The sequence below is a fragment of the Micromonospora humi genome, assembly GCF_900090105.1.
Classification (GTDB): Bacteria; Actinomycetota; Actinomycetes; order Mycobacteriales; family Micromonosporaceae; genus Micromonospora; species Micromonospora humi.
Window position 1 is genome coordinate 26,558 of record NZ_FMDM01000014.1, and the last position, 15,822, is coordinate 42,379.

11 protein-coding genes are annotated in these 15,822 nt (G+C 73.3%); 6 read left to right on the forward strand and 5 right to left on the reverse strand.

The annotated features are described in order from the left end of the window. Positions 1–412 precede the first annotated feature (412 nt). The 4 genes from GA0070213_RS23925 to mce all read right to left on the reverse strand — a co-directional run bounded on the left by GA0070213_RS23925 (position 413) and on the right by mce (position 6,307). Positions 413–2,503 (reverse strand): coiled-coil domain-containing protein, encoded by a 2,091-nt coding sequence (locus GA0070213_RS23925; RefSeq protein ID WP_091069220.1) that lies wholly within the window; start codon positions 2,501–2,503, stop codon positions 413–415. A gap of 170 nt (positions 2,504–2,673) precedes the next feature. Beyond that, complete coding sequence (locus GA0070213_RS23930) at positions 2,674–3,927, reverse strand: DivIVA domain-containing protein (protein ID WP_091069222.1); 1,254 nt, start codon at positions 3,925–3,927, stop codon at positions 2,674–2,676. Positions 3,928–4,191: 264 nt separating this feature from the next. After that, positions 4,192–5,547, reverse strand: coding sequence for a crotonyl-CoA carboxylase/reductase (ccrA, locus tag GA0070213_RS23935; RefSeq protein WP_091069225.1), 1,356 nt, complete (start codon positions 5,545–5,547; stop codon positions 4,192–4,194). Between the two features lie 295 nt (positions 5,548–5,842). Continuing rightward, on the reverse strand, positions 5,843–6,307 hold the full coding sequence (gene mce / locus GA0070213_RS23940; RefSeq protein WP_091069231.1) for a methylmalonyl-CoA epimerase: 465 nt from the start codon (positions 6,305–6,307) through the stop codon (positions 5,843–5,845). Between the two features lie 62 nt (positions 6,308–6,369). Here mce and GA0070213_RS23945 point away from each other — a divergent pair, with 62 nt between their 5' ends. The 6 genes from GA0070213_RS23945 to GA0070213_RS23970 all read left to right on the forward strand — a co-directional run bounded on the left by GA0070213_RS23945 (position 6,370) and on the right by GA0070213_RS23970 (position 13,556). Next, complete coding sequence (locus GA0070213_RS23945) at positions 6,370–7,569, forward strand: acetyl-CoA C-acetyltransferase (protein ID WP_091069236.1); 1,200 nt, start codon at positions 6,370–6,372, stop codon at positions 7,567–7,569. Next, positions 7,566–8,558 carry a methylmalonyl Co-A mutase-associated GTPase MeaB gene (gene meaB / locus GA0070213_RS23950; RefSeq protein WP_091069240.1) on the forward strand — a complete coding sequence of 331 codons (993 nt, stop codon included), beginning with the start codon at positions 7,566–7,568 and terminating at the stop codon, positions 8,556–8,558. Before GA0070213_RS23945 ends, meaB begins: the two co-directional genes overlap by 4 nt. Positions 8,559–8,607: 49 nt before the next feature. Next, a complete protein-coding gene (locus GA0070213_RS23955) occupies positions 8,608–9,021 on the forward strand; it encodes an Asp23/Gls24 family envelope stress response protein (protein ID WP_091069244.1) in 414 nt (137 codons plus the stop codon). Between the two features lie 570 nt (positions 9,022–9,591). Next, a complete protein-coding gene (icmA, locus tag GA0070213_RS23960) occupies positions 9,592–11,280 on the forward strand; it encodes a coenzyme B12-dependent isobutyryl-CoA mutase large subunit (RefSeq protein WP_091069246.1) in 1,689 nt (562 codons plus the stop codon). A gap of 81 nt (positions 11,281–11,361) precedes the next feature. Beyond that, positions 11,362–12,279, forward strand: coding sequence for a tetratricopeptide repeat protein (locus GA0070213_RS23965; RefSeq protein WP_091069250.1), 918 nt, complete (start codon positions 11,362–11,364; stop codon positions 12,277–12,279). Between the two features lie 65 nt (positions 12,280–12,344). Continuing rightward, positions 12,345–13,556 (forward strand): arginase family protein, encoded by a 1,212-nt coding sequence (locus GA0070213_RS23970; protein ID WP_245716530.1) that lies wholly within the window; start codon positions 12,345–12,347, stop codon positions 13,554–13,556. A 181-nt stretch (positions 13,557–13,737) separates the two neighbouring features. On the opposite strand, the gene GA0070213_RS23975 is transcribed toward GA0070213_RS23970, so the two are convergent. Next, a complete protein-coding gene (locus GA0070213_RS23975; protein ID WP_091069254.1) occupies positions 13,738–15,699 on the reverse strand; it encodes a penicillin-binding transpeptidase domain-containing protein in 1,962 nt (653 codons plus the stop codon). Positions 15,700–15,822: the final 123 nt, after the last annotated feature.

Here is a 15,822-nt window from a genome sequence, read left to right on the forward strand (position 1 = left end):
GTCGGCGCGCGACCCGGGTCGCGCGGCTCCGGCTCCTCGCGCAACGCCTCGAACGGGTCGTCGTCCTCCGGCGCGGCGGATCCCTCCTGCGACACCGTGCCTCCCCCGCAGCTCCCCGTCGCCCCGACCGGCATGTCGGAGCGCTCCTGAGCCGCCCGCGCGTGGTCGACGCCGCGGCCCCGCCCCGCAGGTTAGCGGCCGCCACGCGTGCCGACCATCCCTCGGCCCGCCCTCTCCCCGCCCGGTCGATCATGAGGCTGACGGTGTGGAAAGCGCTCTCCGAGGCGGACAACTTCATGATCACCCACGCGACGTGCCCCGGTGGGGTGGGGCCGGATGGTGATCAAGGGGTTCGTGTCATCGGGGAGATCGACTCCGACACGAACTCCTTGATCAATCCGAGGGGGGCGGGTCAGTCCTTGTCGACGGTGACGGCGCTGGGGTTGGCGCTGCGCTCGTCGGTGGTGGGCTTGGTCGGGCGCTTGCCGTTCTCGCCGGTGCTGGTGATCTTCGTGGGTGTGGCGCCCCGGCCGCCCTCGCCCGGTACGGCGGCCACGGTGGGCTCGCCGTCGACGCCCGCCCCGACGGCCGAGTCCATCGTCGTCACCGGCTCGGCGATCGGCTTCGCCTGCCCGGCCTCGGCCGGCTCGCCGGTCGACCGGGTCCCGCCCTTCTCCGGCCCGGTGCCGTTGGCCGGCACCGCGGCCGTGCCCTTCGCCGCCCCGGCGCCGACCAAGGCGCCACCGTCGGCCGGGTCGCCGCCGCCCACGGGAACACCGTCACCCGTCGACCGGCCGCCGCTGCCCACGGGAACGCCGTCGCCCGTCGGCCGGCCGCCGTTGGCGGCGGTGGCGAGGTCACCGGGGTCGACCGGGGTGGCGGCGATGCCGGCCGAGTCGGCGTCCCGCCGCAGCGCGGTGAGCCGGTTCTCCAGGTCGTCGGACTCCTGCCGGGACTTCCACGTCTCGGTGCGCAGGTCGGCAAGCTCCTGCTGGGCCTTGGCGATCTCCAGCATCACCCCGGCGAGCTGCTGCCGGCCGGCGGCCACCTCCTGCTGGGTGGCGGCGAGGTGCTGCTGGGTGGTGGCCAGGTGCTGCTGGGTGGTGGCCGCGTACTCCTCGAACTGGCGACGCGAGGCCGCGACGTGCTCGTCGGCCTTGCGGCGCTGCTCGGTGGCGCTCGCCTCGGCCCGGCGCAGCAACTCGGCGGCCTCCAGCTCGGCCTGCTGCCGCATGGTCAGCGCGTCTTCCTCGGCGGCCTGCCGGATGCTCGCGGCGTTGCGCTCGATCTCGTCACGCCGGGTCGTGTACGCCTGCTCCAGCTCCTCGTGCCGGGCGGTGTGCTGCTTGTCCAGCTCGTCGCGGCGCTTGGCGAACTCCTGCTCGGCGGCGGCCCGGCGCTGGGCCAGCTCCTTCTCCGCCTTCTCCCGCTGCCCGGCCACCTCCTTCTCCACCCCGGCCCGCCAGGCGCCCAGCTCCTGCTGGGTCTGGGCGCGGGACTGCTGCACGTACGCCTCGGTCTCGGTGCGCATGCGCTGCACGTACGCCTCGACCTCGGCGCGGTTGCGCTTGCCGGCCTCGACGGCCTCGGTGGTGAGCCGGTTGGCCTCGGTGCGGGCCCGGCCACGGGTGGCCTTGGCGGCCTCCTCCGCGTCGTCCACGATCTTCTTGGCCTCGGCCAGCGCCTTGGCGTGGGTGGCCCGACCGGCCTCGGCGGCGGCGTCGGTGAGCCGCTTGGCCTCCTGCTGACCCTTGGCGTGCACCTCCTTGGCCGCCTCGCGCAGCTGGTTGGCCTCCTGCTGGGCCTTGGCCAGCGCCTCCTTGGCCGACTCGCGCAGTCGCGCGGCCTCCTGCTGGGCCCGGGAGTGGATCTCCTTGGCGGTGTCCCGCAGCTGGGTGGCCTCCTGCTGGGCCTTGGCCAGCGCGTCCTGGGCGGTCCGGCGCAGCTTCTCGGCCTCGTCCTGGGCGGCCGTCCGCAGCTTGGTGGACTCGTCCTTGGCGGCCTTCAGCGTGGCCTCCGCCTCGGCCTTGCGGGCGGCGGTGTGCCGCTCCTCCTCGGCCCGGCGGGCGGCGAGCGCGATCTCGAAGTCCTTGAGGGCCTGCGCGGCCTGCTCCCGGGCCTCCTCGACGATGTGCTCGGCGGCGGCCCGGCGAGCCTCGATCTCCTCGTTGGCGGCGGCGAGGATGTCGTCGGCCTGTTCCTCGGCCATGGTGAGGATCTGCTCGACCCGGGGACCGAGATGCCGGAACGAGGCTCGGTCGACCACACCCACCTGCTTGCGCACCTGGGCGAGGTCGCGTTGCAGCACCTCGACCTGGCCGGCCAGCTTGTGGATCTGGGTGTACGCCTGCTCCCGCTCGGTGGTCAGCGCCGCGATCTCGTGCTCGGCGCGGGCGACGTAGCGGTCGACCTGACGTTTCTCGTATCCCCGCAGCGCGGACTCGAAGCTGGGTTCCGTGGTCACGTCCCCGCCGAGCGCGAACAGTTCCTCGCCGTGCGACATGCCCCCATCCTCACACGCATCCGGCTCTGTGGGGGCGATACGGACGCCCCTTCTGGGACCTACTTCACCCTCGTGGCGAAACGGTCCGGAGAAAGCATGACGGCGCGGAGTGGCACCGGTAACCCGGTGTCACTCCGCGCCGCGGCTCATGCCCCGTCAGCGGGTGGTGCTCAGCCGGCCGACTCGGCCGTGACCTTCTGGCCGGCGGCGTCGGCCTTCGGCGCCTCGGCCTTGTTGCCGCCCGCCGGCACGCCCGGCACGATGCCGGCCAGGCCGGAGAGCATCTGCCCGAGCTGCGAGGTGACCGCGTCCTTCTGGCGGGTGAGGTCCTCCACCTCGCGGCGGGCCGCCTGCGTGGTCAGCTCGGCCTCGGTGCGAGCCTCGTTGAGCACCCGCTGCGACTCGGCCCGGGCCTCGTTCAGCGTCTTGTCGGCCAGCGCCTTGGCCTTGTCGACGGTGTCGTTGGCGGTGCGCTCGGACTCGACCCGGCGCGCCTCGGCCCGCTGCTCGATCTCCTTCGCCCGCTCCTGGGCGGCGCGCGCCCGCTGCTCGGCCTCGTTGACCATCTTCTGGGTCTGGCTGACCTGGGCGGCGTGCCGCGCCGACTCCTCGCGCTCGGCCTTCTCGCGCCGCTCGGCGAGCTGCAGCTCCAGCGCCTGCAGGTCCTTGTCGCGCTTGTCGCGCGCGTCGGTGAGCAGCTTGGTGGCCTCGGCCCGCTTCTCCTCGGCCTCCCGGGCGGCCTTGGCCCGCTGCTGGGTGATCTCCCGCTCGGCGGTGGCGCGCAGGGTGGCGACCTCCCGCTCGACGGTCGACTTCAGCTCGGCCACCTCGTGCGCGGTGACCGTACGCAGCTGCTTGGTCTCCCGGTCGGCGTCGGCGCGCAGGGTGTCCGCCTCCCGGCGGGCCTGCACGCGCACCTCGGCGGCCTCACGCTCGGCGGCGGTGCGGACGCTGCCGGCCTCACGCTCGGCGGTGGCCTTCATGGCGGCCGCCTCGGCGCGCGCCTTGTCGGTGATCTCCCGGGCCTCGAGGCGGGCGGCGGAGAGGATGCCCTCCGACTCGCGCTTGGCCTCGTTGCGGTGGTCGTTGGCCTGCTCCTCGGCCAGCCGGAGGATCTGCTCGACGCGGGTGCCCAGGCCGGAGAGGGTCGGCCGGCTGTTCTCCTCGAGCTGCTTGTTGGTCTCGGTGAGCTTCTGCTCGAGCGCGCCCTGGCGCTGCTCGGCCTGCCGGAGGCGGCGCTGGGCGTCGTTCATCCGCTGCTCGGCCTCGGCGCGGGCCTGCTCGGACTGGCTCAGTGCGGCGCTCAGCCGGCCGATGAAGTCGTCGACCTGGTTGGTGTTGTATCCGCGCAGGCCAACAGTGAAATCGGGCTGTGAGTTCGCGTTATCGAAGAACGCAAGAGGGGAGGACTGCTGCTGGGGCATTGGGACATACTCGCAGACGCCCCAGGGTGGTTCGCAAGAGTGGTCGGCAGCTTTCGCGTCCTCTTTACATGGTCAACTCGCACGACCGGCGAGGCCGGACCAACCGGCGATCTTGGCAGGTCCCGGGCGCGGCGGGCGTCGCGGCGACGATGCCGGGAAAGGGCCGCGGGTCGGTACCCGCGGCCCTTTGTCCGCACGACTGTCTGCACGCCAGTCGAATGGCGTCACGGTCGGCCGGAAAGGCAATCCGGCGTCGCCGTACGGTCAGTGCCCGCGGAACCTGTTGATCGCGCTTTCGTGCCGGGACCGCAGCTCGGTGTCCCGGACGCCGAGCCCGTCGCCCGGCGCGAGGCAGCGCACGCCGACCTTGCCCTGGTGCGCGTTGCGGTGCACCTCGTACGCGGCCTGGCCGGTCTGCTCCAACGGGTACGTCTTCGACACGGTCGGATGCACCTTGCCGAGCGCGACCAGCCGGTTGGCCTGCCACGCCTCGTGGTAGTTGGCGAAGTGGCTGCCGACGATGCGCTTGAGGTGCATCCACAGGTAGCGGTTGTCGTACTGGTGCAGGAAGCCGCTGGTGGAGGCGCAGGTGACGATCGTGCCGCCCTTCTTGGCGACGTAGACGCTGGCGCCGAACGTCTCCCGGCCCGGGTGCTCGAACACGATGTCCGGGTCCTCGCCGCCGGTCAGCTGACGGATCCGCTCGCCGAAGCGGCGCCACTCGTCCTGGTCCTGCGTGTTCTCGTCGGACCAGAACCGGAAGCCCTCGGCGGTGCGGTCGATGACCAGCTCGGCGCCCATCTTCCGGCACAGCTCGGCCTTCTCCGGGGAGGAGACCACGCAGACCGGGATCGCGCCGCCGTTGAGCGCCATCTGGGTGGCGTACCCGCCCAGGCCGCCGGAGGCGCCCCAGATCAGCACCACGTCGCCCTGCTTCATGTTCGCCCCGTGGTGCGAGACGAGCTGCCGGTAGGCGGTGGAGTTGACCAGCCCGGGGCTGGCCGCCTCCTCCCAGCTCAGGTGGCGCGGCTTCGGCATCAGCTGATTGGCCTTGACCACGCACAGCTCGGCCAGGCCGCCGAAGTTGGTCTCGAAACCCCAGATCCGCTGCTGCGGGTCGAGCATGGTGTCGTCGTGGCCGGCGGCGTCCTCCAGCTCGACCGACAGGCAGTGCGCGACGACCTCGTCGCCGGCCTTCCACCGGGTCACCCCGGGCCCGGTCCGCAGCACCACGCCGGCCGCGTCCGAGCCGACCACGTGGTACGGCAGGTCGTGCCGGCGGGTCAGCTCGGAGAGCCGGCCGTAGCGCTGGAGGAACTTGAACGTGGGCAGCGGCTCGAAGATGCTCGTCCACACGGTGTTGTAGTTGATCGCGCTGGCCATCACCGCGACCAGCGCCTCACCGGGAGCCAGCTCCGGGGTGGGCACCTCCTGCAGGTGCAGCGCCTTGCGCGGGTCCTTGTCCCGGGTGGCCATGCCGTCGAACATCCGGGTGTCCTCGGCGCGGACCACCACGCCGCGGTAGCTCTCCGGCACCGGCAGGCCGGCGAGGCCGGCGAGTTCCCGTTCCGGCTGCGTCGAGCCCTCCGCCGCCATGATCGCTTCAAGGATGTCCTGCACGGTGACCTCCCGTTCGTCAGCACCCGCACCGGGGCAGGGGTGCTGCCATCGTCGGCGCCGGCGCGACGGGGAACCATGTCGGCAATCGACACATCCGGCACCGGTCGCGCTCCTGTGGGCCCGGACGTTACTGAACGGTAGCTAGGGCGGGAAGTCCTCTGTGAAAAACTGCATCGGCCGATGCGTGGAGATGTCCGTGGGAACGTGAAACCGCGCATGGCCGCGCGTCTTCCCACGTGTTAGGAAGGGCCCCCTATTAACAGACGTCTGTTAACAAGGGGGCCCTGCTTGCATCTCAGGCGGGCTGGACCAGCTCGATCAGCACGCCGCCGGCGTCCTTCGGGTGCACGAAGTTGACCCGGGAGTCGGACGTCCCGCGCCGCGGGGCCTCGTAGAGCAGCCGGACGCCGCGCTCGCGCAGCGCCGCGCAGGCCACGTCGATGTCCGCCACCGTGTAGGCGACCTGCTGGATGCCGGGACCGCGCTTGTCCAGGAACTTGCCGATCGTGCTGTCCGGCGAGAGCGGGGCCAGCAGCTGCACCATGCCGCCGGAGGCGTCCGGCCCGACCGCCAGCATCGCCTCGCGTACGCCCTGCTCGTCGTTCGTCTCGGTGTGCACGCAGCGCATGCCGAAGGTGCGCTGGTAGAAGTCGATCGCGGCGTCCAGGTCCGCGACCGCGATCCCGACGTGGTCGATGCGGCGCAGACCGATGTCTGTGACAAACTCGGCAGCGGGCTCGACGGAGGAGTTCTCAGCCATGGCGCTAGTCTGACCGAACAATCGTTAAGGCGTACAGGTCGGCACCCCCCTCGGAGGCAGGCATGGCTTCGGTGATCGTCAGCGGCGCGCGGACCCCGATGGGCCGCCTGCTGGGCAACCTCAAGGACCTCCCGGCGACCAGGCTCGGCGGCATCGCGATCAAGGCGGCGCTGGAGCGCGCCGGCGCGGCACCCGACCAGGTGCAGTACGTGATCATGGGGCAGGTGCTCCAGGCCGGCGCGGGCCAGATCCCGGCCCGGCAGGCCGCCGTCGAGGCCGGCATCCCGATGTCCACCCCGGCGCTGACCATCAACAAGGTCTGCCTCTCCGGCCTGGACGCGATCGCGCTGGCCGACCAGCTCATCCGCGCCGGCGAGTTCGACATCGTGGTGGCCGGTGGCATGGAGTCGATGACCAACGCCCCGCACCTGCTGCTCGGGCAGCGCTCCGGCTACAAGTACGGCGACGTGACGGTCAAGGACCACATGGCGCTCGACGGCCTCACCGACGCCTGGGACTGCTGCTCCATGGGTGAGTCCACCGAGCGGCACGGCGCGCGGCACGGCATCGCCCGCGAGGAGCAGGACGCGTTCGCCGCCGCCAGCCACCAGCGCGCCGCCGCCGCCCAGAAGAACGGCCACTTCGCCGAGGAGATCACCCCGGTGATCATCCCGCAGCGCAAGGGTGACCCGCTCGTGGTCGGCGAGGACGAGGGCATCCGGCCGGACACCACCGCCGAGTCGCTGGGCAGGCTGCGCCCCGCCTTCACCAAGGACGGCACCATCACCGCCGGCAGCTCCTCCCCGATCTCCGACGGCGCCGCCGCGGTGGTCGTGATGAGCAAGGCCAAGGCGACCGAGCTGGGGCTCACCTGGCTGGCCGAGATCGGCGCGCACGGCAACGTGGCCGGGCCGGACAACTCCCTGCACTCGCAGCCGTCGAACGCCATCAACCACGCCCTGAAGAAGGGCGGCCTGGGCATCGACGACCTCGACCTCATCGAGATCAACGAGGCGTTCGCCGCGGTCGGCATCCAGTCCACCCGTGACCTCGGGATCAGCCCGGACAAGGTCAACGTCAACGGCGGCGCCATCGCGCTCGGCCACCCGATCGGCATGTCCGGCGCCCGACTGGTGCTCACGCTCGCGCTGGAGCTGAAGCGGCGGGGTGGCGGCACCGGCGCGGCCGCGCTCTGCGGTGGCGGCGGCCAGGGTGACGCGCTGATCATCCACGTGCCGACGGGCGGCGAGTCGCACGCGTGAGTGACGTGACCAACCCGGGCCCCGGCCCGGTGCGCCGCAGCCGGGACGTACCCCTGCTGGTCGAGCGGGCCCGCGCGGGCGACCCCCGCGCGGTGGCCCGGCTGATCACCCTGGTCGAGTCCGGCGACGAGGTGCTGCCGCGGGTCGCGGCCGCGCTGGCGCCCTACGCCGGGCACGCCCAGGTGGTCGGCCTGACCGGTTCGCCGGGCGTGGGCAAGTCGACCACCACGAACGAGCTGGTACGCGCCCTTCGGGCGCGCGGTCACCGGGTCGGCGTGCTGGCCATCGACCCGTCCAGCCCGTTCACCGGCGGGGCGATCCTCGGCGACCGGGTCCGGATGCAGGACCACGCCACCGACCCCGGGGTGTACATCCGTTCCATGTCCAGCCGGGGCCACCTCGGCGGGCTCTCCGCGGCCACGCCCCAGGCGGTCCGTGTGCTGGAGGGCGCCGGCTGCGACGTGGTGCTGGTCGAGACCGTCGGGGTCGGGCAGGCCGAGGTGGAGGTGGCCTCGCTGGCCGACACCACGCTGGTCCTGCTCGCCCCGGGCATGGGCGACGCGATCCAGGCGGTCAAGGCCGGCATCCTGGAGATCGCCGACGTCTTCGTGGTCAACAAGGCCGACCGGGACGGTGTCGACGCCACCGTGCGCGACATCCAGGGCATGATCGCGCTCGGCGAGCGCGGCCCGGGGGAGTGGCGCCCGCAGGTGGTGCGTGCGATCGCCGCCCGGGCCGAGGGCATCGACGACATCGCGGCCGCGATCGACAAGCACCGCGACTGGCTGGAGCAGCACGACGAGCTGCGCCGCCGCCGGGAGGCGCGGGCCGCCGCCGAGATCGAGGCCATCGCGCTCGGCGCCCTCCGCGCCAAGATCGGTTCGCTGCGCGACGGTACGCAGCTCCCGTCGCTCGCCGCCAAGGTGGCCGAGGGCACCCTTGATCCGTACGCCGCGGCGGACGAGTTGCTGACCCAGCTCGGCACCTGAACCGCTACGCTCCCGGGGTCTGGTTGGGCGAGGGGGATGGGGAGCAGGCGTGGAGCACGAGGCTACGCAGGAGCTGTCGATGACGCCGGACGCCACCGCGGGCGGGACGACGCACGTCGCCGACGAGGTGGTGGAGAAGATCGCGGTGGCCGCCGCGAAGTCCGTCCCCGGCGTGGCCGAGCTGGGTGGTGACGTGGCCCGGTTCTTCAACGCCGTGTTCGACCGGGTCGGTCTGGACCAGCTCGGCGACGCCCGACGGGGCTGCTCGGCGCACGTCACCGACGGCGCGGCGGTGGTCAACCTGGTCATCGTGATCGACGGTGGTCACCCGGTGCCACAGGTCACCGACGGCGTGCGGGCCGCTGTCACGTCCGCGGTCGAGGCGTACGGGCTGCGCGTCGACGAGATCAACATCCGGGTGGACGACGTGGCGATCGGTGCCCCGGGCACGTCGCTCAGCTGATTCCGTCCTCCGGACGCCGGCCCGCCCGCCCGGGCGGTACGTCACCGCCCCCGCGCCGTACGCGGACCGTGGGTGGAACACCATGGGTGTGTTCGAGGCACCGCGAACGCGTCGAACGGACATGCAGGCCCACCGGACGCGAGGCAACGGCGGGTGCCTGAGTCATCCTCGTCGTCGGCTCGACAGGCGCCCAGCCTGGCGTTGATCAACGCCGGTACGCCGAAGTGGCGGTGTCACGCCGGTGGGGATCCCGCCACTTCGACGAACTGGCGTCGGTTGCGAGTCGGCCCGTGACTCGGGGCGTCGGGGCTGACGGGCCAGGTCGGGACGATGCCCGAGGCTGGTCGGTCGGGTCAGGCGTCGTGGGGGCGGACCAGCTCGACCTCGTCGCCGGGCAGCAGGTCCACCTCGCCCGTCGGGCCGTGGACCTCCGTGTCGGCCGAGGACGCGGGCCGGCCACGACGGGCCCTGCTCGCGGGTTACCGGCCGGTACGCCCGTCCTTAGCGATCGTTCAGGTGCACGTTCTACACTCGGTCTTCTGACGAGGACTTCGAGGAGGAGCTCCGCGCATGGACGCTGACGAGATCGCCGCTGGCCGTGCCCGCTGGCAGGCCCGCTACGACGCCGCCCGCAAGCGCGACGCGGACTTCACCACGCTCTCCGGGCTGCCGGTCGACCCGGTGTACGGCCCGCCGGAGGGGACCGCGTACCCGGGCTTCGAGCGGATCGGCTGGCCGGGCGAGTTCCCGTACACCCGGGGTCTGCACCCCACCGGCTACCGCGGACGGGCCTGGACCATCCGGCAGTTCGCCGGCTTCGGCAACGCCCGGCAGACCAACGAGCGCTACAAGATGATCCTCGGCGCCGGTGGCGGCGGGCTCTCCGTCGCCTTCGACATGCCGACGCTGATGGGGCGCGACTCGGACGACCCGCAGTCGCTCGGCGAGGTCGGTCACTGCGGCGTGGCGGTCGACTCGGCCGCCGACATGGAGGTGCTCTTCGACGGCATCGACCTGGCCGGCGTCACCACCTCGATGACCATCTCCGGCCCGGCCGTGCCGGTCTTCTGCATGTACCTGGTGGCCGCCGAGCGGCAGGGCGCCGACCTGTCCACGCTGGACGGCACGCTGCAGACCGACATCTTCAAGGAGTACATCGCGCAGAAGGAGTGGCTCTTCGACCCCGAGCCGCACCTGCGCCTGATCGGCGACCTGATGGAATACTGCGCCGCCGAGATCCCGCGCTACAAGCCGCTCTCGGTCTCCGGCTACCACATCCGGGAGGCCGGCTCGACCGCCGCGCAGGAGCTGGCGTACACGCTGGCCGACGGCTTCGGCTACGTCGAGCTGGGCCTGTCGCGCGGGTTGGACGTCAACGTCTTCGCCCCCGGGCTGAGCTTCTTCTTCGACTCGCACCTCGACTTCTTCGAGGAGATCGCCAAGTTCCGGGCCGCGCGCCGGATCTGGGCCCGCTGGCTGCGCGACGTCTACGGGGCCACCAGCGAGAAGGCGCAGTGGCTGCGGTTCCACACGCAGACCGCCGGGGTGTCGTTGACCGCCCAGCAGCCGGTCAACAACGTGGTACGCACCGCGGTGGAGGCGCTGGCGGCGGTGCTCGGCGGCACCAACTCGCTGCACACCAACGCGCTGGACGAGACGCTCGCGCTGCCCACCGACGAGTCCGCCGAGATCGCCCTGCGTACCCAGCAGGTGCTGATGGAGGAGACCGGGGTGACGAACGTGGCCGACCCGCTCGGCGGCGCCTGGTACGTCGAGGCGCTCACCGACCGGATCGAGGCCGAGGCGGAGGAGATCTTCGCGCGGATCAAGCAGCTCGGCGGCGAGGGTCCGCACCAGATCGGCCCGATGACGTCGGGCATCCTGCGCGGCATCGAGGACGGCTGGTTCACCGGGCACATCGCCGAGTCGGCGTTCGTCTACCAGCAGGCGCTGGAGAAGGGCGACAAGAAGATCGTCGGCGTGAACTGCCACACCGGCACGGTCGCCAAGGAGCTGGAGATCCTGCGTATCTCGCACGAGGTGGAGCTGGAGCAGCGCCGGGTGCTGGCCGAGCGCAAGTCGGTCCGCGACGACGCCGCGGTCACCGCCGCCGTACGCCACATGGTGGAGGTCAGCCGCACCGGGGAGAACATGATCCCGGCGATGCTGGACGCGGTCCGCGCCGAGGCCACCCTGGGCGAGATCTGCGACGCGCTGCGCGGCGAGTGGGGCGTCTACCGGGAGCCCGCCCGTTTCTAGCGTCTGAGCAGGGGTGAGAGTCGCAACGTCGCCGTTGCGGCTGAGCGGAGTTCGGTGCGGCACGTGCGAGACTAGACAACCATGAGCGACCCACGGATCACCTCGTCGATCTTCACCCGCGGCGCGGTCGACCTCAGCGCGCTGCGCACCCCCGCACCGGCCGACACCCCTCCCGCCACACCGTCCCAGGGCGCCCCACCCGCCGGGCTGCCGGGCAGCCCGGCGGGCTCGGCCGCCGTGATCGACGTGACCGAGGCGAACATCCAGTCCGAGGTGCTCGAACGCTCGCTCAGCACACCGGTCGTGGTCTTCTTCGGCGCCGCCGGTTACCCGGAGAGCGACCAGTTCGCCCCGGTGCTGGAGAAGCTGGCCGCCGAGGGCGCCGGAGCGTGGCTCCTGGCCCGGGTCGACGTGCAGCAGCAGCCCCGGCTCGCGCAGATGTTCCAGCTCCAGGCGCTGCCCACCACCTACGCCATCGTCGGTGGCCGCCCGGTCGACGCCTTTCCCGGCCCGCTGCCCGAGTCGGAGTTGCGCAAGTGGCTCCAGGCCGTGCTCAAGGCCGCCGGGGTCAGCGTGGCCGAGCCGGAGGATCCGAGGCTCGACGCGGCCGACGACGCGCTGATGAGCGGCGACCTCGACGCCGCCGAGGCGGAATACCGGAAGATCCTGGCCGAGTCCCCGGCCGACGCGGCGGCGGAGGCCGGCCTGGCGCAGGTCGGGTTGGCCCGTCGGGTGGCCGGCGCGGACCCGCAGGGCGCGCTCGACGCCGCGGCGGCCGCCCCCGACGACGTGGACGCCCAGTTGCTGGCCGCGGACATCGAGGTGCTCAGCGGCCTGGCCGAGCAGGCCTACCAGCGCCTGGTCGCCACCGTCCGCCGGACCGCCGGCGAGGAGCGGGACCGGGTACGCCAGCACCTGATCGCCCTGTTCACCATCGCCGGCCCGGACGACCCCGCCGTGGCCTCCGCCCGACGCGCACTGGCCAGCGCGTTGTTCTGAACCCGACGCACACCCGCGCGGGCCGGCGCACCGCCGGCCCGCCCGACCACCGAGGACGGGAGCTCATGATGCGCCGGATCGCCGTCCTCGACGCGCCGACGAACCTCGGGCTGCGCCCGCCCACGGCCAGCTCCGTCCCCGGCTGCGGCAAGGCGCCCGGCGCGCTGCGCGACCACGGGCTGCTGGCCCGGCTGCGGGCCCGCGACGCCGGCTGCCTCACCTCGCCCCGGTACGACCCCGGTGACTGGCGCCCGGGCGACGGCGTCTGCCACGCGCCGGAGATCTCCGCGTACTCGGTGGCGCTGGCCGACCGGATCGGCGCCATCATCGACCGTGGCGAGTTCCCGCTGGTGCTCGGCGGGGACTGCTCGGTGCTGCTCGGTTCGGCGCTGGCCATGCACCGGCTCGGCGAGGCGGTCGGCGGGCGGATCGGGCTGGTCTTCGTCGACGGCCACTCCGACTTCCGGCACCCCGGCAACGCCTCGTACGTCGGTGCCGCGGCCGGGGAGGACCTGGCGCTGGTCACCGGGCGGGGGCAGCCCGACCTGGCCGCGATCGAGGGGCGCCGCCCCTACTTCCGGGACGTCGACGTGGTGGTGCTCGGCATCCGCGCGCAGGACGAGTACCGGCTCGACCTGCAGGCCGCCGGCATCACGACCCGGCCGGTGCCGGCGCTGCGCGCGGAGGGTGCCGCCCGGACCGCGCAGTGGGCGCACGAGCAGCTCGTGGACTGCGCCGGTTACTGGGTGCACATCGACGTGGACGTGCTCGACCCGGCGGTGATGCCGGCCGTCGACGCGCCCGACCCCGGCGGGATCGCCTTCGCCGAGCTGGAGATCCTGCTCGCCGGGCTGGTCGACACCCCGCACTGCCTCGGCGTCGAGCTGACCGTCTTCGACCCGGACTACGACCCGGACGGCGCGTACGCGGCGGAGATCGTGAACACCGTGGTGGCCGGCCTCGCCCCGGTCGCCGCCCCGGGAGCGGTGCCGCCCCGGCTGCTGCCGGCCGGGCCGGTCGCCCCGGCGCCCCGCGCGGGCACGAGCCACCCGGCCGAACGTGTCGCGGCGGGCGTGCCCGCGCCCGCCGTCGCGACCGACCCGATCGGCCCGCCGGCCGCCCCGGAGGGCGTCGAGCGCGACCCGGCGCCGGAGGCGCCCGGTGGCGGGGAACCCCGGTCGGCGGTCGGCCCCGGCCTGCTCCGCCGGGTCGCGGTCCCCGACGCGGACGCGGCCCCGATCGGGGAGGCGTCTGCCGTCGGCGACGGCACCGACTGACCGGGCGGCGGAGCCGGGCGGACAGCGCGCCCAGTGCCTCCGCCGCCGACCTCGGTCGGTGGGACGCCGTCGGCTCGCCGGGCCGACCTCGGTCGGTGGGACGCCGTCGGCTCGCCGGCCGACCTCGGTCGGTGGGACGCCGGTGGGGTCGCCGGGCCGCTCCCGGTCGGACGCCTCCGGGTCAGCGGGGCAGACCGCGCAGGAAGCGCTCGGCGATCGGCACCGCGCTGGTGGTGCTGGAGCCGCCCTGCTCGACGAAGACGGCGAAGGCCACGTCGCCCTGCCAGCCCACGAACCAGGCGTGGGTGTGCGCCGGGTTGTTGTCGTATTCGGCGGTGCCGGTCTTGCCGTGCACCGGGTCGCCGGGCACGTCCGCCAGCGCGGCGCCGGTGCCGCCGGTGACCACGCCGCGCATCAGCGTCCGCAGCGCCGCCACGGACTCCGGCTTGAGCTCCGGCCCGGCCGGGGCGGGCTCGGCCGGCGCCGGGTCGAGCAGCAGCTTGGGCTGCTCGAAACGGCCCCGGGCCACCGCCGCGGTGGCACCGGCCATCGCCAGCGGGCTGACCACCGTGGTGCCCTGGCCGATCGCGGCGGCCGCCTGCTCGGTCAGCCCGCCGTTCGCGGAGACCTTGCCGGTGAACACGTCCACCCCGAGGTCCCACCCGGCCTCCAGACCGAGCGTACGGCCGGCGCGGGCGAGGCCGTCCGCGCCGAGCTTCGGGGCCAGCGCGGTGAAGGCGGTGTTGCAGGACTTGGCGAAGTCGGTGGCGAACGGCACCGCGCCCAGCTCGAAGTTGTCCGAGTTCTTGAAGATCCGGCCGTCGACCTCGGCGGTCTTCGGGCAGGCGACAGTGGTCTGCGGCGTCACCGCGCCCTGGTCGAGCAGGCCGAGCGCGCTGACCATCTTGAACGTCGAACCCGGCGGCACCTGGGCGGTGAAGGCGAGGTTCTCGCCGGCCGCGCCGGGGCCGTTCGCGGTCGCCAGCACCGCGCCGTCGCTGATTCGCAGGGCGACCAGCGCGGAGCGCCGCTTCTCGCTCCGTAGCGCCGAGTCGGCGGCGTTCTGGGTGGCGACGTCCAGAGTGGTCCGCACCGACTGCCCGGGCTTCGGGTCGCTGCGGAACACCTCGGTGCCGGTGGGTTCGGTGGCGCCCTCGGCGGCCGGCCGCTCGGTGATCACGGTGACGCCGGGGGCACCGCGCAGCCGTTCGTCGTAGCGGCCCTGGAGACCGCCGTGGCCGACCAGGTCGCCGCGGGCGTAGCGGTCGGGGTGGGCCTTGAGGTCGTCGGCCTGGGCCGGGTCGACCGAGCCGAGCAGCGCCCGGGCGAACTCCCGGGTCGGTGCGAGCATGAGCTTGTCGGTGGGAAACCGGGTGCCGGGCAGGTCGTAGATGCGGGGCTTGATCTGCCGGTAGGCCTCGTCGCGCAGGGTCACCACCTCGACGAGCGCGCCCCGGTCCGCCTCCTTGAGGCGCTTGGGCAGGTCGCTGAGGTCGACCGGCGGGTTGAGCGGGGGCCGGATCGCCTTGAACGCGGCGTCGAGCCGCCGGACCAGGCCCGGCGCGTCGGTGACCTCGCCCGGCGCGATCTGCACCCGGACCACCGGGCGGGGCGAGACGATCGGGTTGCCCGCGGCGTCCAGCACCCCGGCGCGCTCCGCCACCTCCCGGCGCAGGGCGAGATGGTCGTCGGCCTCCAGCTTCTCGTGCACCAGGCTCGGCTCCCAGATCACCTGCCACTCGTCACCGCCGCCGCGGAGGCGGACCGGGTTCTCGTACGCCCAGCGGGCGCCGCCCGGCAGCGGCCAGGTCACCCGGACACGGGCGGTCGCGATGTCCCCGGCGACCTTGATCTCGCCGGTGCGCGCCAGCTCCGGCGGGTTCGCGGCCAGCTCGCCGGAGAGCGCCCGGAGCCGCTTCGTCACCTCGGTGGCCGGCACCCGCCCGCCGGTCGGCTCGACGAAGCCGACCGCCTGCAGGTCACCCGAGCGCCAACCGCTCAGGAAGGCGTCGACGGTGCGCTCCGGCCCGTCCTCGCCCGAGCACCCGGCCAGCACTCCGGCGGCCATCAGCGTGGCGGCCAGCGCCGCGGTCAGCCGGCGGCGGGATTGGCGGCGGGGGCGAACGGGGTACGACACGGGCATGAAGGGGTCCCTCCGGTGCGTAGCTGACCTGCACGCTAATACGGCACGTGGTTCCCCACCGCCCCGCCACCGTGTGGGCGGGGTGAGAAGTGGCGTGTGGCAGTGTGATGAACATCGCCAGCC

What these genes read in the sequence shown, in the direction of transcription:
- GA0070213_RS23965 (WP_091069250.1), top strand. Translation starts at nt 11,362, where the DNA reads ATGAGCGACCCACGGATCACCTCGTCGATCTTCACCCGCGGCGCGGTC.
- GA0070213_RS23970 (WP_245716530.1), top strand. Translation starts at nt 12,345, where the DNA reads ATGATGCGCCGGATCGCCGTCCTCGACGCGCCGACGAACCTCGGGCTG.
- mce (WP_091069231.1), bottom strand. Translation starts at nt 6,307, where the DNA reads ATGGCTGAGAACTCCTCCGTCGAGCCCGCTGCCGAGTTTGTCACAGAC.
- icmA (WP_091069246.1), top strand. Translation starts at nt 9,592, where the DNA reads ATGGACGCTGACGAGATCGCCGCTGGCCGTGCCCGCTGGCAGGCCCGC.
- GA0070213_RS23925 (WP_091069220.1), bottom strand. Translation starts at nt 2,503, where the DNA reads ATGTCGCACGGCGAGGAACTGTTCGCGCTCGGCGGGGACGTGACCACG.
- GA0070213_RS23945 (WP_091069236.1), top strand. Translation starts at nt 6,370, where the DNA reads ATGGCTTCGGTGATCGTCAGCGGCGCGCGGACCCCGATGGGCCGCCTG.
- GA0070213_RS23975 (WP_091069254.1), bottom strand. Translation starts at nt 15,699, where the DNA reads ATGCCCGTGTCGTACCCCGTTCGCCCCCGCCGCCAATCCCGCCGCCGG.
- GA0070213_RS23930 (WP_091069222.1), bottom strand. Translation starts at nt 3,927, where the DNA reads ATGCCCCAGCAGCAGTCCTCCCCTCTTGCGTTCTTCGATAACGCGAAC.